Origin of the sequence: Prauserella endophytica, assembly GCF_005146945.1 — a bacterium.
GTDB lineage: Bacteria > Actinomycetota > Actinomycetes > Mycobacteriales > Pseudonocardiaceae > Prauserella_A > Prauserella_A endophytica.
In genome coordinates this window covers 52,175-73,134 of the sequence record NZ_SWMS01000012.1, presented here as the reverse complement: position 1 = coordinate 73,134, position 20,960 = coordinate 52,175, and the positions used below count along the sequence as shown (strand labels likewise).

The 20,960-nt window shown below is 67.3% G+C and carries 19 protein-coding genes, 1 tRNA gene and 1 pseudogene; 12 read left to right on the top strand and 9 right to left on the bottom strand.

The window, feature by feature from the left end; translation table 11 throughout:
* Nucleotides 1–40: 40 nt before the first annotated feature.
* Both FCN18_RS21520 and FCN18_RS21515 read right to left on the bottom strand, forming a co-directional pair.
* Nucleotides 41–409, bottom strand: a complete 369-nt coding sequence (locus FCN18_RS21520) for a WhiB family transcriptional regulator (protein WP_228714067.1) — start codon at nucleotides 407–409, stop codon at nucleotides 41–43.
* The gene (locus FCN18_RS21515; RefSeq protein WP_137095952.1) at nucleotides 403–723 is read right to left on the bottom strand and encodes a helix-turn-helix domain-containing protein; all 321 of its coding nucleotides are present in this window, start codon (nucleotides 721–723) and stop codon (nucleotides 403–405) included. The genes FCN18_RS21520 and FCN18_RS21515 overlap by 7 nt, the downstream gene beginning before the upstream one ends.
* Before the next feature lie 309 nt (nucleotides 724–1,032).
* Between FCN18_RS21515 and FCN18_RS21510 the strand changes: the two genes are divergently transcribed.
* The 3 genes from FCN18_RS21510 to FCN18_RS21500 are packed head-to-tail and all read left to right on the top strand — an operon-like array spanning nucleotide 1,033 to nucleotide 3,368.
* Complete coding sequence (locus FCN18_RS21510) at nucleotides 1,033–1,422, top strand: XRE family transcriptional regulator (RefSeq protein ID WP_137095951.1); 390 nt, start codon at nucleotides 1,033–1,035, stop codon at nucleotides 1,420–1,422.
* A gap of 3 nt (nucleotides 1,423–1,425) precedes the next feature.
* Nucleotides 1,426–3,015: a transcriptional regulator gene (locus FCN18_RS21505; protein ID WP_137095950.1), complete on the top strand. Its 1,590-nt coding sequence runs from the start codon at nucleotides 1,426–1,428 to the stop codon at nucleotides 3,013–3,015.
* Nucleotides 3,012–3,368 (top strand): signal peptidase I, encoded by a 357-nt coding sequence (locus tag FCN18_RS21500; protein WP_137095949.1) that lies wholly within the window; start codon nucleotides 3,012–3,014, stop codon nucleotides 3,366–3,368. Before FCN18_RS21505 ends, FCN18_RS21500 begins: the two co-directional genes overlap by 4 nt.
* Nucleotides 3,369–3,487: 119 nt before the next feature.
* Here the strand turns inward: FCN18_RS21500 and FCN18_RS21495 are convergent, their stop codons facing one another.
* The 3 genes from FCN18_RS21495 to FCN18_RS21485 form a co-directional block, all read right to left on the bottom strand.
* Complete coding sequence (locus FCN18_RS21495) at nucleotides 3,488–6,127, bottom strand: TrlF family AAA-like ATPase (protein WP_137095948.1); 2,640 nt, start codon at nucleotides 6,125–6,127, stop codon at nucleotides 3,488–3,490.
* A 283-nt stretch (nucleotides 6,128–6,410) separates the two neighbouring features.
* Complete coding sequence (locus FCN18_RS21490; protein WP_137095947.1) at nucleotides 6,411–7,961, bottom strand: tyrosine-type recombinase/integrase; 1,551 nt, start codon at nucleotides 7,959–7,961, stop codon at nucleotides 6,411–6,413.
* Nucleotides 7,962–8,041: 80 nt separating this feature from the next.
* Nucleotides 8,042–8,114, bottom strand: a tRNA-Arg gene (locus tag FCN18_RS21485).
* Between the two features lie 138 nt (nucleotides 8,115–8,252).
* Here FCN18_RS21485 and FCN18_RS21480 point away from each other — a divergent pair.
* From FCN18_RS21480 to FCN18_RS21455, 6 genes are all read left to right on the top strand, one after another.
* A complete protein-coding gene (locus tag FCN18_RS21480; RefSeq protein ID WP_110343351.1) occupies nucleotides 8,253–8,903 on the top strand; it encodes a response regulator in 651 nt (216 codons plus the stop codon).
* Between the two features lie 45 nt (nucleotides 8,904–8,948).
* The gene (locus tag FCN18_RS21475; protein WP_112276457.1) at nucleotides 8,949–9,641 is read left to right on the top strand and encodes a response regulator transcription factor; all 693 of its coding nucleotides are present in this window, start codon (nucleotides 8,949–8,951) and stop codon (nucleotides 9,639–9,641) included.
* A 14-nt stretch (nucleotides 9,642–9,655) separates the two neighbouring features.
* Nucleotides 9,656–11,071: a sensor histidine kinase gene (locus FCN18_RS21470; protein WP_112276459.1), complete on the top strand. Its 1,416-nt coding sequence runs from the start codon at nucleotides 9,656–9,658 to the stop codon at nucleotides 11,069–11,071.
* 72 nt (nucleotides 11,072–11,143) lie between these two features.
* Nucleotides 11,144–11,941 carry a DeoR/GlpR family DNA-binding transcription regulator gene (locus FCN18_RS21465; RefSeq protein WP_112276461.1) on the top strand — a complete coding sequence of 266 codons (798 nt, stop codon included), beginning with the start codon at nucleotides 11,144–11,146 and terminating at the stop codon, nucleotides 11,939–11,941.
* Nucleotides 11,938–13,023: a galactose-1-phosphate uridylyltransferase gene (galT, locus tag FCN18_RS21460; protein ID WP_112276463.1), complete on the top strand. Its 1,086-nt coding sequence runs from the start codon at nucleotides 11,938–11,940 to the stop codon at nucleotides 13,021–13,023. Before FCN18_RS21465 ends, galT begins: the two co-directional genes overlap by 4 nt.
* Nucleotides 13,024–13,091: 68 nt before the next feature.
* A complete protein-coding gene (locus FCN18_RS21455; RefSeq protein ID WP_137095946.1) occupies nucleotides 13,092–14,417 on the top strand; it encodes a S1C family serine protease in 1,326 nt (441 codons plus the stop codon).
* A gap of 110 nt (nucleotides 14,418–14,527) precedes the next feature.
* Here FCN18_RS21455 and FCN18_RS21450 read toward each other — a convergent pair whose 3' ends face one another.
* Genes FCN18_RS21450 through FCN18_RS21440 form a run of 3 tightly spaced genes read right to left on the bottom strand, consistent with a single transcriptional unit; the run spans nucleotide 14,528 to nucleotide 16,469 of the window.
* On the bottom strand, nucleotides 14,528–15,145 hold the full coding sequence (locus tag FCN18_RS21450; protein WP_112276466.1) for a methyltransferase domain-containing protein: 618 nt from the start codon (nucleotides 15,143–15,145) through the stop codon (nucleotides 14,528–14,530).
* The gene (locus FCN18_RS21445; protein ID WP_137095945.1) at nucleotides 15,142–15,810 is read right to left on the bottom strand and encodes a TIGR04282 family arsenosugar biosynthesis glycosyltransferase; all 669 of its coding nucleotides are present in this window, start codon (nucleotides 15,808–15,810) and stop codon (nucleotides 15,142–15,144) included. The genes FCN18_RS21450 and FCN18_RS21445 overlap by 4 nt, the downstream gene beginning before the upstream one ends.
* On the bottom strand, nucleotides 15,807–16,469 hold the full coding sequence (locus FCN18_RS21440) for a glycosyltransferase family 2 protein (protein ID WP_137095944.1): 663 nt from the start codon (nucleotides 16,467–16,469) through the stop codon (nucleotides 15,807–15,809). The genes FCN18_RS21445 and FCN18_RS21440 overlap by 4 nt, the downstream gene beginning before the upstream one ends.
* 142 nt (nucleotides 16,470–16,611) lie before the next feature.
* Between FCN18_RS21440 and FCN18_RS21435 the strand changes: the two genes are divergently transcribed.
* Genes FCN18_RS21435 through FCN18_RS21425 form a run of 3 tightly spaced genes read left to right on the top strand, consistent with a single transcriptional unit; the run spans nucleotide 16,612 to nucleotide 19,718 of the window.
* A complete protein-coding gene (locus FCN18_RS21435) occupies nucleotides 16,612–17,961 on the top strand; it encodes a hypothetical protein (RefSeq protein ID WP_170200581.1) in 1,350 nt (449 codons plus the stop codon).
* A 6-nt stretch (nucleotides 17,962–17,967) separates the two neighbouring features.
* Nucleotides 17,968–18,672 carry a response regulator transcription factor gene (locus FCN18_RS21430; protein ID WP_137095943.1) on the top strand — a complete coding sequence of 235 codons (705 nt, stop codon included), beginning with the start codon at nucleotides 17,968–17,970 and terminating at the stop codon, nucleotides 18,670–18,672.
* Entirely contained in the window at nucleotides 18,669–19,718 is a 1,050-nt protein-coding gene (locus FCN18_RS21425) for a sensor histidine kinase (protein WP_112276471.1), read from the top strand. Before FCN18_RS21430 ends, FCN18_RS21425 begins: the two co-directional genes overlap by 4 nt.
* A 177-nt stretch (nucleotides 19,719–19,895) precedes the next feature.
* On the opposite strand, the pseudogene FCN18_RS21420 reads toward FCN18_RS21425, so the two are convergent.
* A pseudogene (locus FCN18_RS21420) lies at nucleotides 19,896–20,948 on the bottom strand (NAD-dependent epimerase/dehydratase family protein); the annotation flags it as partial.
* Nucleotides 20,949–20,960 lie beyond the last annotated feature (12 nt).

Sequence of the window (20,960 nt, the reverse complement as noted above, 5' to 3'; positions counted from 1 at the left end):
AGAATACCCGCAGCAACAAGTAGGTGCGTAGGTGGCAGGCTCATGACAACCCACCTCCGTGCCTGCTCTCGCGGCGAGCCAGCCAAACCATGTACAGCGCTCGGCGGTCCTGTTCGGACAGGGCACCCCACACGCCAACCGTCAACGGGCCAGCTGTGCGCAACTCCAGTTCCAGGCAAGCCAACCGAGCGGTGCAGCTGGCACAGATCCTCGCGGCCAGTTCCCGATCCGTCAGATCGTTGCCTGTCCATTCCGGAATCTCGCTATTGGTGTAGACCCACATGCACGAGCCGTCGCGCCGAACGATGTCTGTCAGCACGTCATCCGGAACATCGGCGTAGCGATCGAGTTCCACGGCAAGCGCGACCAAGTAGTCGTCGAAGTTGTCGAAGTCCTCAGGCTCTACCACGACGCACCTCCAGTCATGCGAGCGACCTCCCGCGCCATCCGTCGCTCGGCAGCGATGCGGCTGGGGTCGACGACGCTGCCCGTCGCCTTGGCCTCCGCTAGCAACTGCTCCAGAGCTTCCGCAGGGACGACGTAGCGAGATCGCAATCGGACTGCTGGAAAATCGCCTTCCCTGATGATCCGGTAGAGGGTTGACGCTCCAATCCGAAGAACTTCAGCCGCTTCCCTGACGGTATAAAAGTCCGGACGATTATTGCGAATTTCTTTGGTTTCTGGAACTCCTCCGCAGAGGTTTTCCTCGCTTTTGTTTTCCATGGCTTCGATTCAACGAGGAATCGCGTCCACCAACCATGCATATCCAGTGCACATCAAATGCACGATCAATGCAGAAACCATGCGCTTTGCTGTTTTCGCAGATCCTGTGAGGGCTAACGGGTGCGTTGCGCGAGCTAGCCAACCCCTGCTCGGCCAGCCCGTTCGACGGTTGATGATATCGACTATTTCATCGATACATCGATGAAATAGTCGATATCGAGCCGGCGACTTGCCTTGCCTGTTCCTAATGCGGGAGTGCCTGACGGCAATCCGCTAACGTCGGCGCTGTAACGGAGCGCGGAGGAGTACGTGTCAGAAGACTGGGCTGCGGTCGCGAAGGCCATTAACGAGCGTGTGAAAGAGCTCGGATGGCGGCAACGCGAACTTGCGGAACGGTCGCAAGTCTCGTCAGCAATAGTCCGCGAAATTCAGCGGAACACGGTTAATCGGAAGCGTAGCCCGCGAACCCTCGAATCCTTGTCGATCACGCTCGGCTGGCACCCTCAGCACCTCGAGGCAGTCCTTCATGGTCGCCAGCCGCCGGGCTTGGAAGTTTCTACGGAACGGGATCTCTCTACCCGGCTGGAAGCGATGGAACGGCGGCTGGATGCGATCGAGAAGCAGTTGTCCAACGTTCAGGCTGGGCTCGCGACCTTGATAGAGCACATCAAGCCCTCACGTTCCCCGCAGGAGCCGTAAGAGATGGCGGCAGCACCGTGGACGGGTCGCACCGCATGTGCGCTCCAGAATGCGCTGAGACTCAGCAATGAACTGTTCGCGGAGCATCTTGGGATCGGTGTTCGAACGGTTGCTTCTTGGCACCAGAAGCCAACGCTGAAGCCAAAATCCGAGATGCAACAGCTCTTGGATACCGCCTACGAGAGGGCATCTCCCGTTGTCCTAACACGGTTCGCGGAACTCGTCGGCGACGCGCCGTCGCAGCGGTCGGCGGAACCGGCGGCCGACGACAAGGCCAGAGCGGATGCCGAGTTGCGCTTGGCCGACGACCCTCACGTTGGCGCAGCGCTCGAATGGCTCGATACGTACGCCGGTTGGAACCCAGGCACCAGCCGCCGCCAAGTTGCGGCTCAGCTTGCCGACCTCGACGTGCGCGCCCTTCGTGACCGAGGCGCCCGGCGTGGACAAATCAGCCACGCACAGGCCACACGCTCCCTGCTTGCCTACTACGGAAGCGAGCCGAGCGGATACGGCACCTACGCCGCGAAGTATCATCGCGAACGTTTGGTTGACACCACGATCTTGACGCGCCCTGACTGGCTTGATCTTGAGTGTCGGTTACTGGGCGGCTCGGACGATCTGAGGTTCGACCACGCGTCGCCTCCGGCGGCAACGCCCCTCGACGGCCGGACTGTCGAAGCGGCTATCCGGCGGCTTGCTGAGACGCTGGAACTCGGCACCAGACTCGTCAACATGCCGCTGTACCGGCTGCGCACTATCGACATCGAAGGTCCGCAACTGAGCGGCACTCTCGGCCTCGCGCCGTTCGTACAGTACGCACTCACGATGGACCTTCTCGAAGGTGAGTTGCTCGACGCGATCTCGGCCGACGGCAGCCTCACGCCCGGTCGGCTGCCGTTACGTGATCAGTACCTGCCTGATCTCGCGTCGGTGGCTCGATTTGACGGGCGGCTGTGTGCAGGCGGTGTCCTCGCGCTCTGCGCCATCGCACGCCCGCGTGGTCTTCACGGCGACGCTGACTACCTGATCCTTGTACAGCAACGTTCCGGCAGCGTCGTCAACGCGAACCGCCAACTGGCCGTAATACCAAAAGGCTTCCACCAGCCAGTAGCCGATCTCCGTGGAGACACCCAGGTTGGCGCCACACTCCTACGGGAGATGGAAGAGGAACTGTTCGGGCGCGACGACGTAGACAACACCGTGGGCGAACAGCGCAGTGCCGATCCGATGCATTCCAGTCGGCTGTCGCAGCCGATGCGATGGTTGCTGGAAAATCCCGTGGAGCAACGTTTCCGGCTGGAATGCACTGGGTTCGGCCTGAACCTTGTCAGCGGGAACTATGAGTTTCCAAGTCTGATCGTCATCGAAGACGAAGAATTCTGGGTGCGTTTCGGTGGCCAAATCGAGGCGAACTGGGAGTCTTCCAACCTACGTCGATACTCCACACTCGATACCGGCCTGCTGTCCGAGTTGCTCGACGATGTAGCGTGGAGCAACGAAGGACTGTTCGCTGTGCTCCAAGGGTTCCGGCGCCTTGCGGAGTTGGGCGGACGCCGCGTGAGGTTACCGCACGTCGAATGGGAGCTGAAGTGACCACAGGTTGGCACACCGGGAACGCCGCCGAAGACGGCGCGGACACGCGCGGCTGGATCGTCGGGCACTTCATTGACCCCTCGCAGGGAGTCCGGTCGACCAAGGACGTAGAAGTCAAGTGGGCGCACCATCCCAAGGGCGACAAGCGCCCGGAATGGACCTCGGACGACCAACGCACGACGCTTGTGATGCTGATCGGCGGGCATTTCCGCGTCGAGTCGACTGAGGGCGCGGCAACCTTCACACAACAAGGCGACTACGCAATGTGGGGCCCAGGAGTCGACCATTCATGGGAAGCAATCGAGGACTCCACGGTTATGACCGTCAGGTGGCCATCTTCCCCGACCTCGTGAACTGATATCGCGGAAACCAGCGAAACTGAGAAATGTACCCAGTTGGCGTTGGATGCTGGGTTACCTGATACGCGGTCTGAATCGTAATCAAGTAACCCAACGTTCCAGCTCGGATATTATTAGAACCCGTACAGATAACGTCGTGTATTGAAGGCCTCTCGTCCGCCTTCTAAAAGCTCTTCCACCATCGCCCGAACGGACGGATGGTCAATTGAACCTAGGCCGTCTTCCACTACTCGACCAGCTATTCCTGAGTCGCCGTCCTCCGTTATTAGTGAGATGATCTGGTCAGCATCGCCAAGTACTGGAATATTCGCATTATGCGTGGAGAAAAGTAACTGCCTGTTGTCTTTCGCCTCACGTATACGAGGGACTATATCATCGTAGATGAATCTGTTGTCGAGGTCGTCCTCCGGTTGATCAATAATAAGGGGCCCGTCGCCTCGATGCATCAGAAGTAGCAGCAGTGCTGTAGCTTTTTGCCCGGTCGATAGATGATCTAAACCCCTCCATGCTGGGGATTCCTTAGTTCCAACATTCAACTCAATATCCGTGCTAATCGGGAGTTCCACCTCCTCTATTAGCATCAGTGTTTCTTCGTCAGCTTTTGCTAATGTATTGGCCTGCGCGGGCGTGACTGTGCCTAAAAACCGCGTGAGTATGCCGGCCGTTCCGCCTCTTATCGTTGTAGCTAGACTTCTTGGTGATAGGAGGCTATCTGTGTGTATGGCATTGCGCACGAGATCCAGTCGCCCCCGAACGCGGTTGTCAATCAGCGTTGTGAGTGCAGATCGGTCGCCTCCATCGTTTACGGTCGCCCGCACGGTTCCAGGTAATCTTTTGCCGACTTTTTTGGCTTCGCTCTTTAGCGCACGTAGCCGTGCAGCTCGGTGTTCCTCAGCTTGTATGAGAAGCTCTTCCCGCTTCGCTTTGAGGTCGGTCAGTTCTTCCTTCGCCTGATCGTACTTTCCTTTCTTCGGCTTTAGTCTGCTGAGCTGACGTCGAAGTTTTAGATACTCGCTCCCGTCGACGCCGTCGGGCTGAAGCTGGCGTAAGACCTTGTTCAGTTCTTTTCTGATGGGCTCGGTTTCACTGGTCCAATTCTCCTGAACCTCGGAAAGTTCGGCTCTTGCCTGAACCCGCGCTGACTCGACAGCCTGCGCGGCAGCCACGACGGCGTTGTTGTACCTGTCGAGAACTTGCTGCGCCTGCTGAAGGAGCGGACGTCGTGGAAGATCGGTTGCTTCCATGTCGCCCAGATAGGTTGTTTCAACTTGCCAGCCTTGCCAATCGATCGGACCGAGCGAATCGACTGCGCGCTTTAGTAACTGTTCTTCATGCTGGGCCTTGTCCTGCGCTTCTAGCTTGTCCCCGACACCGGCGGCATCAAAACGCGCGAGGCGCTCGTCAAGAATCGGAATCTGTGAGATCTCACGCTCGAGTATTGCCATACCCTCCCTGCATCGAAGGATGTCTGTCCGCGACCGTTCAAGGTCAGCACGTGTGCGAGCGGTTTCGCCGTCAGCGTCGAGGCCTTTAGGCAGGTACCGGGCAAGTAGCTCCGTGAGTAGTTCGGAATCTCTCGCTAGCTCCGCGAGTTCTCGCTGTCCGAAGACGTCCGCGTGGTCAAGGAGATCCGATGGTTTGGAACTAAGTATGGTGCCAAGTGAGTCCCGAACAACTGGGGGGCTTCCGACAATTCGTTCAACTAGGAAGTTATCAACCGCAGGTGTTCGCAGCTGCACATGTAATTGGATTTTTGTGCCAGAGCCAAGGACGTTCTTAATCATTGCGTCATGTTCATTTTTCGAGGTCTTGGCAAGCGGGGGGATGCCTAAGACATATCGCAGGCTCTCAATTATTGTGGACTTTCCCGAGCCGCGTCCACCGATTAGAACGTTCAATGATTCGTTAAACCGCACTCTGACACCATCAAGGAAGCCTCCAGTCCAATCCATTCCGATAAAGCGAGAATGCGCTGTCACTTGTGGGTCGTCTGTGCGAACGCGAGTCTTGGGAGTTCGAAACGCGAGGTCCAAACCGGTGACAGTTGGACTGGACAGCTTGATCCAGCAGGTGCTTCCGGATTTGCGGAGGTCGTCCGGGCTATTTATATCGGCTGCTCGGAGTATCGCTATAGGATGGTCTCGCTTGTAAGCGGCAGACCTATTGTTGATTATTTCAGAATGAGCTTGTTTGAGAGTCCCGCCCCCCAGGGCAGCTGCATGAAGTCGGGGATCGGTCCAAGCTTGAATAGCTGACTGGCCGGTGAGCTTTACTAGTAACCCGCCACCGCTGGTGACGTGTGCGCCGATAACCACTGCATTCCACGATTCGGCAGCTGCAAGCATCTCTTGTGTATCGAGCTTGCCAGGCCTCGCATCACGGCAATCTGCGGGGATGCCGCACTCGCCGATTATGCGATTTATATTAGCTGCGTTTGCTGCGGGGTCGAACAATACGAGGAGGTGTACTCCGTCTTTCGCTGTCGCTTCAAACCCGGGAAATACCGTTATTCCGGCTTCTGACGCCAGAGATCGCAGAGTGCTTCCAGAGTCAATACACCAGTGGTCGGTTATTCCTATCACTGAGATTGAGTTCTCTAGGAGTGCGTCTACGAGTGAATTATTGTATGTCTCTTCGTCCAAAGTAGGCGTATTGGCCTTTCCGTACCTCTGGACGTAGGTGAAGGGATTAACCTGCAACGCACATCGGAACCAAGTTGATCCTTCAGGCAATTGGTCGACGTCGGCAATCATTCACACTCTTTTCAGCTTCTTTGCAATTTGCTGGCGGATACCAGCGCTTGGCTGATGTGCTATCGGTCCGAGGTGTGTGTTCTGTTACCAGACGGGTGCGTCCTGTCGTGCGTGTGTCGAGGGGAGCGGTCGCGGCGGGCCTTTAAGTGGGGGTTCGCGACCTGTCATGTGCCGATACGCATCAAGCTTTGTCTACGACCAAGGATTCTCGGCCCTGGTGGCTTGGGTGAGGCCATTAGGACCGATCGGCATCCTGTAAATGAGAGCTGCGCAACGCCAGGGTTCAGCGTGGAAGTTCGATAATTGCCGCATCGGCTAGGTCTTGGGTCTGAGTTACCACGGCGCGTTTGCCCCGGCGGACTGTGATAAGTCCGGAGGCCTTAAGTTCCGCGATGGCGCGGTATGCCGTACCCACGCTGACGTGGTACCGGTTGGCGAGCTCAGCAACCGGCGGCAGCGGGTCGCCGACGCGTAGCACGCCTGCCATGATCGCGCCGCGAAGGTCCGCAGCGATCTTCTGATAAGGGTTGGTGGCTTCGGGTTCGAGCGTGGAGTTGGGATTGCCTGAAGCGTCAATCGCGATCGGCGCCTGCGGCATACGGCCGGTGAACTTGCCCGCTGCACGCTGGTCGGCCTCTGCGACCCATGCCGAGTAGACGCGGAGGGTGGTTGCGCCGCCGCCTCCGTGACCGAGACGACCGGCGACTGTGCGCACGTCGACGCCGGACGAGATGAGTTCCGTTGCCGAGTAGTGGCGGAGTTGGTGAAGGTGCATGTCCCAGCCGAGCTTCTCGCACATTCGCCGGTACCGCTGCGAGACGGTCGAGGGCTTCAGCCACGTCGAATGATCTACTGAGGGGGAGAAGACGCGGCCGGTCTTCGCGAGGGTTGTTCCGACAAGCGCAGCTTCCGCGTCACAGCACTGGCGGTAGGCGCGCAAGAGTCCGACCGTCTCCGCGTCGAGGGCGATTCGCCGTTGCTGGTGCGTCTTGGTGTCCTTCTCCCATGTGCGCGGCCCATCTTGTGCGATGCTGCCGCGAATCCACAGAACGGCGTTGTCTAGGTCGATCCGATCCCAGAGGAGCGCACACAGCTCTCCTCGGCGGGCGCCGGTCGTCATCGCGAGCCAGACGAACATGCCCCAGCGAAGGTCTTTGAACGCCTCGTTGATGATCGCGGCGGCCTCTGCTGGCGTCGGCGGCTTGGGGTCGGGTGTGGGTCCTTTGGGCGCGTCTGCCTGGTCCAGCGGGTTGATCGTGATCCACTTCCAGCGCAGCGCGTCCTTGAATGCGCCGCTCAAGCACCAGTGGATCTTCCGAATGGTCCCGAGGGACAGGGGCTTGCACTGGTGGGGTCGGCACTTCTCGGTGCAGTTGTGCTCGCCCTGAGTTTGGTGCTCAACGAACTTGCGGCCTCCGCAGTGCGCGCGGCAGGTCCGGAGCGTCTTGTAGAAGGAGTCGAACGTCTCGGCGTCGAGTCGTGACAGCGGCAGCTTGCCGATCAGCGGACGCACGTGGGTGCGGATAACGCCCTCGTACCGCTGGCGGGTCGTGGTGTCGACGTCGAGCAGCTCAAGGTAGCGGTCCATGAGCTGGTTCACGGTCGCGCTCGTGCGCGGGTTGCGCCGCTCGTTGACCTCGTTGACGAGCCGGATGCGGACCTTCTCCGCTTCGTCCTCAGCCTTCGGTCCGGCAGGAACGGTCTCGCGCAGGTAGTGACGACGGCCGCTCAACGGGTCAACACCCGCGTAGACCTTGACGCGGAGTGCCCCGCTCGGTAGCCGCTCTACCTCGCCTCGCTGGCGCTTCTGACGCGCCGACCTGGTGCCCGTCATGGTGCGAGAATACGGTACTCGCACCACGTACGGCACCACGCGAATCGGCTCTGGCCTGCAAAAAGGGCCTCTGACCTGGGCGCCCCCGGCAGGATTCGAACCTGCGACACCCGCTTTAGGAGAGCGGTGCTCTATCCCCTGAGCTACGGAGGCTGGTCGTGCTCGGGCCTTAGCTTAGCCGTACCGGCCGCGCGTGGGTGAGGCGGACCTTGACTACGCGCGAGTTGCTCACTGTAATACCCAGACTACCAGTGGGTAACTAGCCCCTTGGACGCGGCGCGGAGGCATCGGTTGATCAAGGTCATGTTCGCCGACGACGAGGAACTGGTCCGGTCGGGGTTGCGGGCGATGATGTCCGTCGCGCCGGACATCGAGGTCGTCGGGGAGGCCGTTGACGGCAGATCGGCCGTGGAGACCGCCCGGCGCTACCAGCCCGACGTCGCCCTCCTCGACATCAAGATGCGCGCCCCCGACGACGGTATCCGGGCGTTGCGGGCGATCCAGGCGTTGCCGGCGCCGCCGCGGGTGGCGATGCTCACCACCTTCGACGTCGACTCCTACGTCAGCCTCGCCCTGAGCTTCGGCGCCAACGGGTTCCTGCTGAAGGACATCGAGCCCGCCGTGCTGGTGCGGGCCGTGCGCGACCTGGCCCGCGGCGGGGCCGTGCTCGACCCCAGCGTCGCCGCTCGCATGGTCAACGCCCACCGCGACGAGCAGCGTGCCGCCGCTCCCGCTCGCAAGCTGCTGGCCTCGCTCTCCGAGCGCGAGCGCGAGGTGGTTGGGCTCATCGGCCAGGGACTGTCCAACGCCGAAATCGGCGGGTCGCTGCACCTCTCCGAGGCCACCGTGAAGGGCTACGTCTCGGCCGTGCTCTCCAAGATCGGCGCGGCCAACCGCGTCCAGGCCGCCCTGCTGGCCTACCGGGGTGGCCTGGTCGAGTGACGCCGCGTTAAGGACAGTCTCAGCTCAAGCGGTAAGACTGTTCCCATGCGCATTCTCGTTGTCGACGACGATCGGGCCGTTCGCGAGTCCCTGCGGCGGTCACTGGAGTTCAACGGCTACCAGGTCGACGTCGCCAGCGACGGAGCGCAGGCGCTGGAGAAGGTGACCGGTGACCGGCCGGACGCCATGGTGCTCGACGTCATGATGCCCCGGCTCGACGGCCTCGAGGTCGCCCGCAGGCTGCGTAGCACCGGCGACGACCTGCCGATTCTGGTGCTCACGGCGCGGGACACCGTTTCCGATCGCGTCTCCGGGCTCGACGCGGGCGCCGACGACTACCTGCCCAAGCCCTTCGCACTGGAGGAACTGCTCGCCAGGCTGCGCGCACTCCTGCGTCGCGCCAGTGCGGAGTCGCAGAACTCGCAGCACTCCGAGGTGCTGTCGTTCTCCGACCTCACCCTGGACCCCGGCACCCGCGAGGTGCGCAGGGGCGAGCGGCCGATCAGCCTGACCCGCACCGAGTTCGCCCTGCTCGAGCTGTTCATGTCCTATCCGAAGCACGTGCTCACGCGCAGCCGCATCCTGGAGGAGGTGTGGGGCTACGACTTCCCCACCTCGGGCAACGCCCTGGAGGTCTACGTCGGCTATCTGCGGCGCAAGACCGAGGCCGAGGGTGAGCCCCGGCTGATCCACACGGTGCGCGGCGTCGGCTACGTGCTGCGAGAGACCCCACCGTGACACAGGCACCACCCATGTCCGCCGTTCCCGGTGTCGAACCACCCCAGTCGCACCCGCCGAAGAAAGCCGAAAGTCCGCGCCGATTCTCGCTGCGTACGCGGGTCATGCTGCTCGCGGCCAGCTGCGTCGGCGGCGCGGTCGCCCTCGTCTCGCTCGTCGCCTACCTCACCGTGCGCGGCAACCTCTACCAGCAGTTCGACGACAGCCTCATCGAGCGGGCCAACGCCGCGGTGACCAGCGTCCCCGTCCAGGCCCAGTTCCGGGAGGTGCCGGCCGCGCTGCTGGTGAGCAGCGACATCGACATCGGCCTGCTCCAGGCCGGCGCTGGCCTCACCTGGCCTGAGCGTGGCGAGCCGCCGCCCGTCGGTGACGCCGAGCGCGCCGTGGCGGTCGGCACCGCCGAGTCGTCGCTGCGCACCGACACCGCGACCGACATGCGCGTGGTCGCCCTGCCCTCGGGGCCAGGGCAGGCGCTCGTCCTCGCGCAATCGCTTGCGCCCACGAAGCGAACGCTTGCGGAGCTGTCGCTCGTGCTCTTCCTGTTCGGCGGGGCGGGAATCGTCGTCGCCGCCGCGGCCGGTACCGCGGTCGCCCGCGCCGGCCTGCGTCCGGTCGAGCGGCTCACCTCCGCGACCGAGCGCGTCGCCCGCACGATGGACCTCCGGCCGATCCCGGTGACCGGCGACGACGAGCTGTCGCGGCTGACCCACAGCTTCAACACCATGCTCGCGGCCGTCGCCGACTCGCAGGAGCGGCAACGTCAGCTCGTCGCCGACGCCGGGCATGAGCTACGGACGCCGTTGACGTCGTTGCGCACCAACCTGGAGCTGCTCCTCGCCACGAGCCGGGAAGGCGCACGGCCGCTGGCCGAGCGCGACAGGGTTGAGATGGAGGCCGACATCCGTGGCCAGCTCGACGAGCTGACGCAGCTGATCGGCGACCTCGTGGAACTCGCCCGCGAGAGCGAGCCGAGGATCGAGAACGAGCGCGTCGACCTCGCCGAGGTGGTCGAGCGTGCCCTCGACCGTGCGCGGCGCCGGGCGGGCGAGACCGAGTTCGACGTCACGCTCGAACCGTGGGTGCTCGCGGGTGACCCGGCCGTGCTGGAACGGGCGGTGCTGAACCTGCTCGACAACGCGGTCAAGTTCTCGCCCGAGGGCTCCACGGTGCAGGTCCGGCTCCGCGCGCTCGGCGACGGGACCGCCGTGATCGAGGTCTCCGACGCGGGCCCCGGCATCGCGGACGAGGACCTGCCGAAGGTGTTCGAACGCTTCTACCGCTCCTCCGAGGCCCGCACGCTGCCCGGCTCCGGGCTCGGGCTGGCGATCGTCAAACAGGCGACCGAACGGCACGGCGGTGCCGTCTATGCCGGCCGCAGCGAGGCAGGTGGAGCGCTGATGACGATCCGCCTGCCGGGCGTCCCGGGCTGACTTCTGTTTGATCGTGTAGAATTTTGTGAGAAATTCTGTGTAGTTCGGCTGCGGTTGCGGGATGGAGTCAACGTGCTGGCGCGGCAGCGGCAAGCGATCATCCTGGAGGAGGCGCGCCGGACCGGTGCGGTCCGGGTGAGCGATCTCGTCGAGCGGCTCGGCGTCTCCGACATGACCGTACGCCGCGACCTCGACGTCCTCGCCAGCCGAGGGCTGGTGGAGAAGGTCTACGGCGGCGCCACGTCCGTGGCGAGTCACAGCACCGACGAGCCCGGTTTCGAGGCGAAGTCGGTCCGCCAGCTCGAGCACAAGCAGGCCATCGCCGCCGTCGCCGCCGGGCTCGTCCGCCCCGGCACCGCGATCGGTATCTCGGCGGGCACCACCACGTGGACCTTCGCCCGCGCGCTCGACGCCATCCCAGGCCTCACGATCGTCACCAACTCCATCCGCGTCGCCGACGTCCTGCGCGACTCGAGCCAGCCCGACCGGACCGTGGTGCTCACTGGGGGCGTCCGCACGCCCTCCGACGCGCTCGTCGGCCCGATCGCCGTGCAGAGCCTGCGCAGCCTGCACCTCGACCTGGTCTTCCTTGGGGTGCATGGCATGGCCGACGGGCCCGGGTTCACCACCCCGAACCTCACCGAGAGCGAGACCGACCGCGCGCTCGTGGAGGCCGGCCGCAGGTTGGTGGTGCTCGCCGACCACACCAAGTGGGGCACGGTCGGCATCTCGACCATCGCCGAGCTGGCAGAGGCCAGCGTTGTGGTGAGCGACGACGAGCTGCCCGACGATGCGCGGCGAATCCTGTCCGAACACGTGGGAGAGCTCATGATCGCCCCGGCGACACGCCACTCCGGAGCAGGCGAGTGAACAAGACCGTTCGTCACCTCGCCGACGGCCGCGAGATCATCTACTTCGACGAGCACGAGCTCGCACAGCCCCGCGAGGCCGTGGACACCCGCGACCTGCCCGCCGTCTCGGCCGCGTCGGAGATCCGCTGCGACCCGCTGACCGGCGAGTGGGTCGCGATGGCTGCCCACAGGCAGACCCGTACCTACAAGCCGCCGGCCGACCTGTGCCCGCTGTGCCCGACGCGCCCCGGCAAGCCGAGCGAGGTGCCCGAGGCCGACTACGACGTCGTGGTTTTCGAGAACCGGTTCCCTTCGTTCGCCAAGAACGTGTCGGGCGAGGCCACCACGGTGGACGGCGCAGGGCTGGTCCAGCTCGCGCCCGGCCGGGGGCGCTGCGAGGTCGTCTGCTTCACCAGCGACCACGAGCGGTCGTTCGGCGAGCTGAGCGCCGAGCGGGTCCGCACGGTCGTCGACGTGTGGGCCGACCGCACGGCTGCACTGTCCGAACTGGACGGTGTTGAGCAGGTCTTCCCCTTCGAGAACAGGGGCGAGGAGATCGGCGTCACCCTGCACCATCCGCACGGCCAGATCTACGCCTACCCGTTCGTCACCCCGAGGACCGAGCGGATGCTCGCCACCGCCGCCGCCTACCGCGCCGAGCACGGCAGGCACGTCATGGGCGACGTGCTCGCCAATGAGCACAAGGCGGGCACGCGCGTCGTCGCCGAGGGCCGGTTCTGGACCGCCTTCGTGCCGCCCGCGGCGCGCTGGCCGGTGCAGGTGCAGGTGGTGCCACACCGCCAGGTCGCCGACCTCACCGAGCTCGACGCCGCCGAGCGCGACGACTTCGCGCGGGTGTACCTACAGGTGCTGCGCCGGTGCGACGGCCTTTACGACCGACCGCTGCCCTACGTCGCGGGCTGGTACCAGTCGCCCCGCCACCGCGACCGCGAGCTTTCCTGGCTGCACCTCGAGCTGTTCTCGGTGCTGCGGTCCAGGGACAAGCTGAAGTACCTCGCCGGCTCGGAGTCGGGCATGGCCGTGTGGGTGAACGACTCCACCCCGGAGCAGATCGCGGAGCGGCTGCGCGCCGCGGGCTGAGCCGCTTCCACGTGCTCCCCACAGGTTCAGTTCAGCAAGCTCTCAGGAGCTTGGCCCATCATGGGTGCATGACCGAGAACGACCCCACAGCTGCGGACAAGTCCGGCGCATCGGCACCAGGAGGCCCGGAGCACGGTGGTTGGCCGGGACCGGACGAGCCGAACCCGTGGTCGGCGCAGGGCCAGGTGCCCCAGGGGCAGCCCACCCAGCCCGGTCATCAGTACCCGGCCGCTCAGCACACTGTGCCCGGCCCGTCCTACCCGGCGGCCACGTTCGCGGCGCACACCCAGCCCACGAGCGGACCGGGGCAGCAGCGTAAGGGCACGGCGAGACTCGTTGCCGGAGTCGCGGTGCTCGCGCTGCTGGTCGGAGGTGGCGCGGGTGTCGCGGGCGGGTATCTCGCCGCGGACAACAGCCCGGCAGCCGGCAGCTCGGTCAACGCGCTCGACCAGACCCCACCCGCCCAGCAGACGGGCAACGCCCCCGCGGGCACCGTCGAGGCGGCAGCGCAGAAACTCATGCCGAGCGTCGTGCAGCTCCAGGTGGAAGGTCAGCGGGCCGCCAACGAGGGTTCCGGTTTCATCATCAGCGACGACGGCTACATCCTCACCAACAACCATGTGGTCGAGGGCGCCGCGAACGGTGGCACCGTCACGGTGGTCTTCCAGAACGGCGACCGCGCCGAGGCGTCGATCGTGGGGCGCGACCCGACAACCGACATCGCGGTGGTGCGCGCCGAGGGCGTCAGCAACCTGCCGGTCGTGGAGCTCGGCCGCTCCGGCGACCTCCGGGTCGGTCAGCAGGTGGTGGCCATCGGCTCGCCGTTCGAGCTCGCCGGAACGGTCACGGCGGGCATCGTCAGCTCGCTGCACCGACCCGTCTCCGCCGGTGGCTCGGGCGACCAGGCGACCGTGATGGACGCGATCCAGACCGACGCCGCGATCAACCCCGGCAACTCTGGCGGCCCGCTGGCCAACATGTCCGGGCAGGTCGTGGGCATCAACTCGGTGATCTACAGCCCGCAGTCCGCATCCGGCGGCGAGGGCGGCAACGTCGGCATCGGCTTCGCGATCCCGATCGACCAGGCGCGGCGCACGGCCGACGACATCATCGAGAACGGCCACGCCACCCAGACCTACATCGGCGCGACCGTCGGCGACGCCCCCAACGGCGGCGCGGCCATCGGCGAGGTGATGCCCGGCAGCCCCGCCGAGAAGGCAGGCCTCAAGGCAGGCGACGTGGTCACCAAGTTCGACGACCGAGTGATCGAGGACGCCAACGCACTCGTCGCCGCCGTCCGGACCAGGGCACCGGGGGAGCAGGTCACCCTCACGCTCCAGAACAACAAGACGCTCGAGGTGACCCTCGGCGGCCAGCCGGTCGAAGGCAACTGAACCACCGACGCTCGGCCGCGGTGGCGGCCGAGACCAGCTCCGGCCTCGGTCGCCGGAATCCATAGCCCACGCGCAACCGGGACCCCCTTGCCCGGTTGCGCGTGGTTGCGTCAGGGGGCCGTCAGCTCGGCGAACCAGCGGCGCTCGTGTTTCCCGCTCCAGCGCAGCCGCAGGCCAGCCTCCGCCGCGGACGTGCCGATGGCGTCCATCCCCAGCCAGGCCCAGCCGAACCAGCCGCCCGCCTCGGCGGGGCCGCCCACACGAACTCGTTCCCTGCGCAGGCCGTGACCGGGTGGCTCCACCTCGACGACCGCGCTGCCGCCCGGGCCCAGCAGCCGGGCGACTCGCCGCAGCAGGCGCACCGGGTCGCCGCCGATGCCGATGTTGCCGTCGGCCAGCAGCACGTGCCGCCACCGGCCTTCGCCGGGCACCCTGGCGAACACGTCCCTGCGCAGCGCGATCGCTCCCCTGCGCAGGGCGAGCCGCACAGCGACCGGCGAGCTGTCTATTCCCAGCGTGGCGACGCCCCGCGCACCGAGCGCGGCGGCGAGCCTGCCGGGGCCGCATCCCACGTCGAGGGTGGGACCCGCGCAGCGCGAGAGCAGCAGGCCGTCCCCGGTCTCCGGAGGGCGCCGCCAGCGTTCGACGGGCAGCGCGATCCGTTCGCCGCTCGCCAGCTCCAGCCAGCAGCTGCCGCCGAGCAGGCCGCGGTCGAACTCGCCGCTCATCGCGAGTGGACGGTGCGCAGCGCCGCCGCGAATCGCCCGTCCGGGGCCATCCCGGCCACCAGGCCGGCGTCGGACATCCTGTCCACATCGGACAGGCGGGTGGCGGTTCCCGTGCGCAGCCCGGCGGACTCGAGTGCCCTCCGCGTGAGCGCGCCGGTGTCCGGACGCGACATCGGCACGGCTCCGAGCGCCCGCGCCCGTTCGGGATCGCGCAGCGCCAGCGCCCACCAGCCGCCGTCCTCGGCGGGACCCAGCACGGCCTCGTCGCGGCGCAGAAGGTCCGCGGTCGAGCGCAGCAGCCCTGGCGTCACCTGCGGGGTGTCCATCCCGATCTGCAGCACGGGGAGGCGGTCCGTCGCGACGGCTGTGTCGGTGTGCGCGTGCACGAGGCGCTCCGCGAAGTCCTCGCCGCGCTGGGGGATCACCGTGCAGCGCCGCAACGCCACCCGCAACTCGGTGCTCCGCGCGGCGGCTGGCAGGTCGCCGGTCAGCGCGACGACCGGGACGGTGCCCGGCGTTGCCAGCACGGCGTCGAGCGTGTCGAGCAGTGCCGCGGCGGCGAGCTCGGCGGCCTGCGCCGGGGTCGCGGGCGGGCACAGCCGCGTTTTCGCCAGCCCCGGAACGGGCGCCTTCGCGACCACGAGCACGGCGCAGTCCACGTTCATGTTCGCCACACCTTCGCCATGTCCCGCGCCGCTCGCAGGGTGCCCCGCAGCGAACCCGAGACCTTGGACACCGTGCCACCGGTCCTCGGGCCGTACGGCACGTCGAACTCCCGGACCCGCCAGCCCGCGCGGGCGGCCCTGACCAGCAGTTCCAGCGGGTAACCGAAGCCGCGGTCCTCGACACGGAGCGCCAGCAGCGCGCGCCGGCGCGCCACCCGCATCGGGGCGATGTCGTGCACGCCGAGGCCCTTGGCGCGCAGCGCCGCGGCCAGCAGCACGTTGCCCGCGCGGGCGTGCCACGGCCACACGCCAGGGGACTCGGGCCTGCGCCGGCCGGCCGCGAGTTCCGCCTCGTCGGCGAGGACCGGCTCCACGAGCTGCGGCAGCAGGCGCCCGTCGAGCGAGCCGTCCGCGTCGAGGAAGCACACGATGTCCGTCCTCGCCGCCAGCAGGCCGGTGTGGACGGCGGCGCCGTAGCCGGGGCGCGGCTCGGCGACCACCGTTGCGCCGAGGCCGGCGGCGACCTCGGCTGAGCGGTCGGTGGAGCCGTTGTCGACCACGATCGCGTGGTAGCCGGGCGGAAGGCCGGCGAGCACGCCGGGCAAGGCGGGTGCCTCGTTCAGGCACGGGAGTACGACGTCGACGGTGTCAGACCTCACGCCGGCCACGGTAGGTCCACCTTGGACAGTAGGGAACCGCTGTGGTGCTTACGAAATCCTGACGTCAATGAAGTTCTTACCGAGTTCTGACGATCACCTTCGATGCGGTGCCGAGGGCCGGGCCTGGGTCTATCGTGCGGCTGTGGTCGAGTCCCCCACGGTGAGCTCGCCTGCCCGCAGGACCCTCGGCATCCGAGGTGATCTGCTCGCCGCCGGGCTCGCCGCACTGCTCGTGGGCGCCGCGGTGGCCGTCGGCGCGTACCTCAACCGGCCCGGCTCCGGCGTGGTCATCTGGGCGGAGGCCGCGCCGCTCTACGGGAGCTGGCTGCCCCACTACGGCAAGGGCACGGTGCTCGCCGTTCTGGTCGCGGTGTGCGTGCTCGCGTGGGGCCCCGCGCTGGCCGGTCGGCTGCCCTGGCGACGCCTCCTCCCGCTCGGTTATGTGGCCTCGCTCGCCTGGATCGTCGCGCTCGCGCTGGTGGACGGGTGGACGCGGGGCTTCGCCCGGCGGCTCGCGACACCGCACGAGTACCTCCACGAGGTTGCCGGGATCACCGACATCCCGGCGATGCTCGCCGGGTTCTCCGACCGGATACTGGCCGGGCAGCCGGACAACTGGACGACGCACGTGGCGGGCCACCCGCCCGGCGCGACGCTGGTGTTCGTGTGGCTCGACCGGCTCGGTCTCTCCGGCCCGGTGTGGGCAGCGATCGTTTGCGTGCTCGTCGGCGCGCTGGTGGCGGTGGCGGTGCCGGTCACCATCGCCGCGCTCGGCAGGCCGGAAGCCGCGCGGGCATCGCTGCCGTTCGTGGTGCTCTTCCCCGGCGCCGTCTGGCTCGGCGTGTCCGCCGACGGCCTCTTCGCCGGGGTCACCGCCACCGGCATCGCGCTGCTGGCGCTGGCAACGCGCTGGTTCCGCGAGCGCCGGACCTCCGCGCCCTGGGCGGCGCTCGGCGCGGGGATGCTCCTGGGTTTCGGCATCTTCCTGTCCTACGGACTGCTGCTGCTCGGCCTGGTCGCGCTCGCAGTGGTGCTGTGCGGGCGCAGCGGCAAGGCCCTACTGGCCGTGGCGGCAGGTGCGGCGGGCGTCGCGGCGGTGTTCGCGGTCGCCGGGTTCTGGTGGCTCGACGGCTACCACCTCGTGGTGGAGCGCTACTACCAGGGCATTGCCTCGCGCAGGCCGTACGAGTACTGGGTGTGGGCCAACATCGCGTGTCTGGTGCTAGCGACCGGCCCGGCAGTGGTCGCGGGCGTGCGGAGGCTCCGGGGCTGGGGGCCTGTGGTGGTACTGACCGGGGCGGCGCTGCTCGCGGTGACCGCCGCGGACCTGTCGGGTCTTTCCAAGGCCGAGGTGGAGCGGATCTGGTTACCGTTCGCCGTATGGTTGCTGCCTGCGACGGCGCTGCTGCCGCAGGAGACGCGCCGGTGGTGGCTCGCCGGACAGGCCGCGCTGGCGCTCGCGGTGAACCACCTGGTGCTGACGGTCTGGTGAGGCGTGATGGGTGAGCAGGACGGGCTGGTGCTCGTGGTCGACGACGACGAGAACGTCCGCGACGTCGTGCGCCGCTATCTGGAGATCGCGGGGTTCCGCGTGGAGCTGGCCGGTGACGGCGAGCGGGCGCTGGAGCTGTTCGCCTGGCATCGGCCGGATCTGGTCGTGCTCGACGTGATGATGCCAGGGATCAGCGGGCTGGAGGTGTGCAGGCGCCTGCGGGAGAGCAGCGAGGTGCCGGTGGTGATGCTCACCGCCCTCGGCGAGGAGGAGAACCGGATCGCCGGTCTCCAGCTCGGCGCCGACGACTACGTCACCAAGCCGTTCAGCCCCAGGGAGCTGGCGTTGCGGGTTGCGTCGGTGCTGCGCAGAGCGCGGATGACGGCGCCGAGCTCGCCCGCGCCGGATCTCGTCGACGGGGACCTGCGGCTGGTGCCCGCGGCGCGGCAGGCGACGCTCGACGGCCTGGAGCTGTCGCTGACGGCCCGCGAGTTCGACCTCCTGGCGTTCTTCCTGCACCACCCCGGCGAGGCGTTCTCTCGCACCGACCTGCTGGAGAAGGTGTGGGGCTGGGACTTCGGGGACCAGTCCACGGTGACCGTCCACGTGCGGCGGCTGCGGGAGAAGATCGAGCGTGACCCGGCGAACCCGAGCCGCGTGGTGACGGTCTGGGGCGTCGGCTACCGGTACCAGGCGGAGCGAGCATCATGATCGAGTCCGGCGAATCCTTCGCCGACATGCTCCTGCACGCCTGGCACATCCTGCCGGTGGCGCTGTTGTTCGCCCTGCCGGTCGCCGCGCTGGGCGGGCTGGTGCTCTACTGGCTCCGGCGGGGGTCGCTGGCGAGCACGATGACCGTGCTCGTGCTCGTTCCCCTCGCGGCGACGCTGACCGGCGTGCTCGGGGTCAGCGGGTTCATGTTCAGCACCGCGCTGACCACGATGCTGCTCGTGTGCGTGCTGGTGGCGGTGGTGACCGTGCCGGCGGCCATCGTGCTGGGCCGGGTGATCGCGCGGCGCAGCGTGTGGGAGCGGGAGGCCCGCGAGCGGGAACGCACGGCCGAGGCGTCGCGGCGGGAGCTGGTGGCGTGGATCAGTCACGACCTGCGCAGCCCGCTAGCCGGGATCAGGGCCATGGCGGAGGCGCTCGCCGACGGCGTCGTGGCCGAGCCGGGCGAGGTCGCCGGGTACGCCCAGCGCATCAACAGCGAGACGGCTCGCCTCTCGGCGATGGTCGACGACCTGTTCGAGCTGTCCAGGATCACGGCGGGCGCGCTGCGGCTGGAGCTCACCGCCGTCCCCCTGCGCGAGGTGGTGAGCGACGCGCTCGCCGCGCAGACCCCCGTGGCCGATCGCAAGCGCGTGCGGGTGCTCGCGAGCGCGCAGACGTGGCCGGTGGTGATCGGCAGCGACCCCGAGCTGGCTCGGATCGTGCGCAACCTCGTCGCCAACGCGATCCGGCACACCCCGCCCGACGGCACGGTGGCCGTGCGCGTAGGCGTCGACGGGCAGGAGGCACTGCTCGCCGTCGACGACGCGTGCGGCGGCATCCCCGAGGAGGAGCTCGCCCGCGTGTTCGACGTCGCCTTCCGCGGCACGCGGGCGCGCACGCCCGAGCCCGCGGGGCCCACGGCGGGCGGCGGCCTCGGCCTGGCCATCGTGAAGGGCCTCGTCGAGGCGCACCGCGGGCGGATCGGCGTGCACAACCGCGACGGCGGCTGCCGCTTCGAGGTGCGCCTACCGCTGGCTGCGCCGTGACACTGGCCTCGCCGTGACGCCTGGCTGGGTTCCCGACGTTGGCCTCGCCGTGGTGCCTGGCTGCGTGGTGACGCCTGGCTGGGCCCCCGACACCGGCCTCGCCGTGGTGCCTGGCTGCGTGGTGACGCCTGGCTGGGCCCCCGACACCGGCCTCGCCGTGGTGCCTGGCCAGGTCCTGACCGGCTCGCGCAGCGCCGCGGTGGCGAACTCGGCGATCCCCTCGGCGAATGAGGTTCGCGCCGTGAAGCCCAGCAGCGCCCGTGCCCGCGCTGGGTCCGCGACGACGTGCCGCACATCGGCGGGCCGCGCTCCGCCGACCGTCCTCGGAGCGGGCCCTCCGCACGCCGCCGCCAGCTCGGCCGCGAGCTCGCCGACGGTGTGCGGCTCGCCCGAGCAGACGTTGACGGCCGTCAGCTCGCCGGGTACACCGTCCGCGCGCAGCGCGAGCACGTTGGCGCGTGCCACGTCACGGACGTGCACGAAGTCGCGGCGCTGCCGCCCGTCCTCCAGCACCGTCGGGGCCTCCCCGCGCCGCAGCGCCGAGCGGAACAGTGACGCCACGCCCGCGTACGGCGTGTTCTGGGGCATCCTCGGGCCGTACACGTTGTGGTAGCGCAGCGCCCACACCGTCGCGCCCGTCTGTCTCGCCCACGCCGCCGCGAACAGCTCCTGGGCGAGCTTGGTGGCCGCATAGGTGCTGCGCGGTGCGAGCGGTGCGCCTTCCGGCACGAGCAACGACGCCAGCTCGTCACCACAAACCGGGCACCGGGGCTCGAACCGTCCCGAGTCCACATCGGACCGCCTGCGTCCGGGTGGCACGACCACGCCGTGCTCGGCGCACGCGTACCTGCCCTCCCCGTAGACGACCATCGACGACGCGAGCACGAGCTTGCGCAGTCCGGCCCGGTACATCGCGGCGAGCAGCACCGCCGTGCCGTAGTCGTTGTGCAGGGCATAGGACGGCGTGTCCGAGGGGTCGACCCCGTGCCCCACCACCGCCGCCTGGTGGCACACCGCGTCGACACCGTCCAGCAGATCGTCGAGCAGTGCGCCGTCCGCGACGTCGCCGCGCACGAACCGGTGAGCGCCGGTGTAGTCCGGCGGCTCCTCGCCGCCGTGCGCGGTGGGCAGCAGCCGGTCGAGGACCACGGGCTCGGCGCCCGATTCGGACAGCAGGTCGGCTACGTGGGAGCCGATGAAGCCGGCTCCGCCGGTGACGAGAACACGCACGCAGGCGACGCT

Excerpts from the sequence above, each read along its gene's own strand:
- FCN18_RS21515 (WP_137095952.1), bottom strand. The coding sequence starts at position 723 with ATGGAAAACAAAAGCGAGGAAAACCTCTGCGGAGGAGTTCCAGAAACC.
- FCN18_RS21505 (WP_137095950.1), top strand. The coding sequence starts at position 1,426 with ATGGCGGCAGCACCGTGGACGGGTCGCACCGCATGTGCGCTCCAGAAT.
- FCN18_RS21495 (WP_137095948.1), bottom strand. The coding sequence starts at position 6,127 with ATGATTGCCGACGTCGACCAATTGCCTGAAGGATCAACTTGGTTCCGA.
- FCN18_RS21490 (WP_137095947.1), bottom strand. The coding sequence starts at position 7,961 with ATGACGGGCACCAGGTCGGCGCGTCAGAAGCGCCAGCGAGGCGAGGTA.
- FCN18_RS21475 (WP_112276457.1), top strand. The coding sequence starts at position 8,949 with ATGCGCATTCTCGTTGTCGACGACGATCGGGCCGTTCGCGAGTCCCTG.
- FCN18_RS21470 (WP_112276459.1), top strand. The coding sequence starts at position 9,656 with ATGTCCGCCGTTCCCGGTGTCGAACCACCCCAGTCGCACCCGCCGAAG.
- FCN18_RS21455 (WP_137095946.1), top strand. The coding sequence starts at position 13,092 with ATGACCGAGAACGACCCCACAGCTGCGGACAAGTCCGGCGCATCGGCA.
- FCN18_RS21450 (WP_112276466.1), bottom strand. The coding sequence starts at position 15,145 with ATGAGCGGCGAGTTCGACCGCGGCCTGCTCGGCGGCAGCTGCTGGCTG.
- FCN18_RS21445 (WP_137095945.1), bottom strand. The coding sequence starts at position 15,810 with ATGAACGTGGACTGCGCCGTGCTCGTGGTCGCGAAGGCGCCCGTTCCG.
- FCN18_RS21430 (WP_137095943.1), top strand. The coding sequence starts at position 17,968 with ATGGGTGAGCAGGACGGGCTGGTGCTCGTGGTCGACGACGACGAGAAC.
- FCN18_RS21425 (WP_112276471.1), top strand. The coding sequence starts at position 18,669 with ATGATCGAGTCCGGCGAATCCTTCGCCGACATGCTCCTGCACGCCTGG.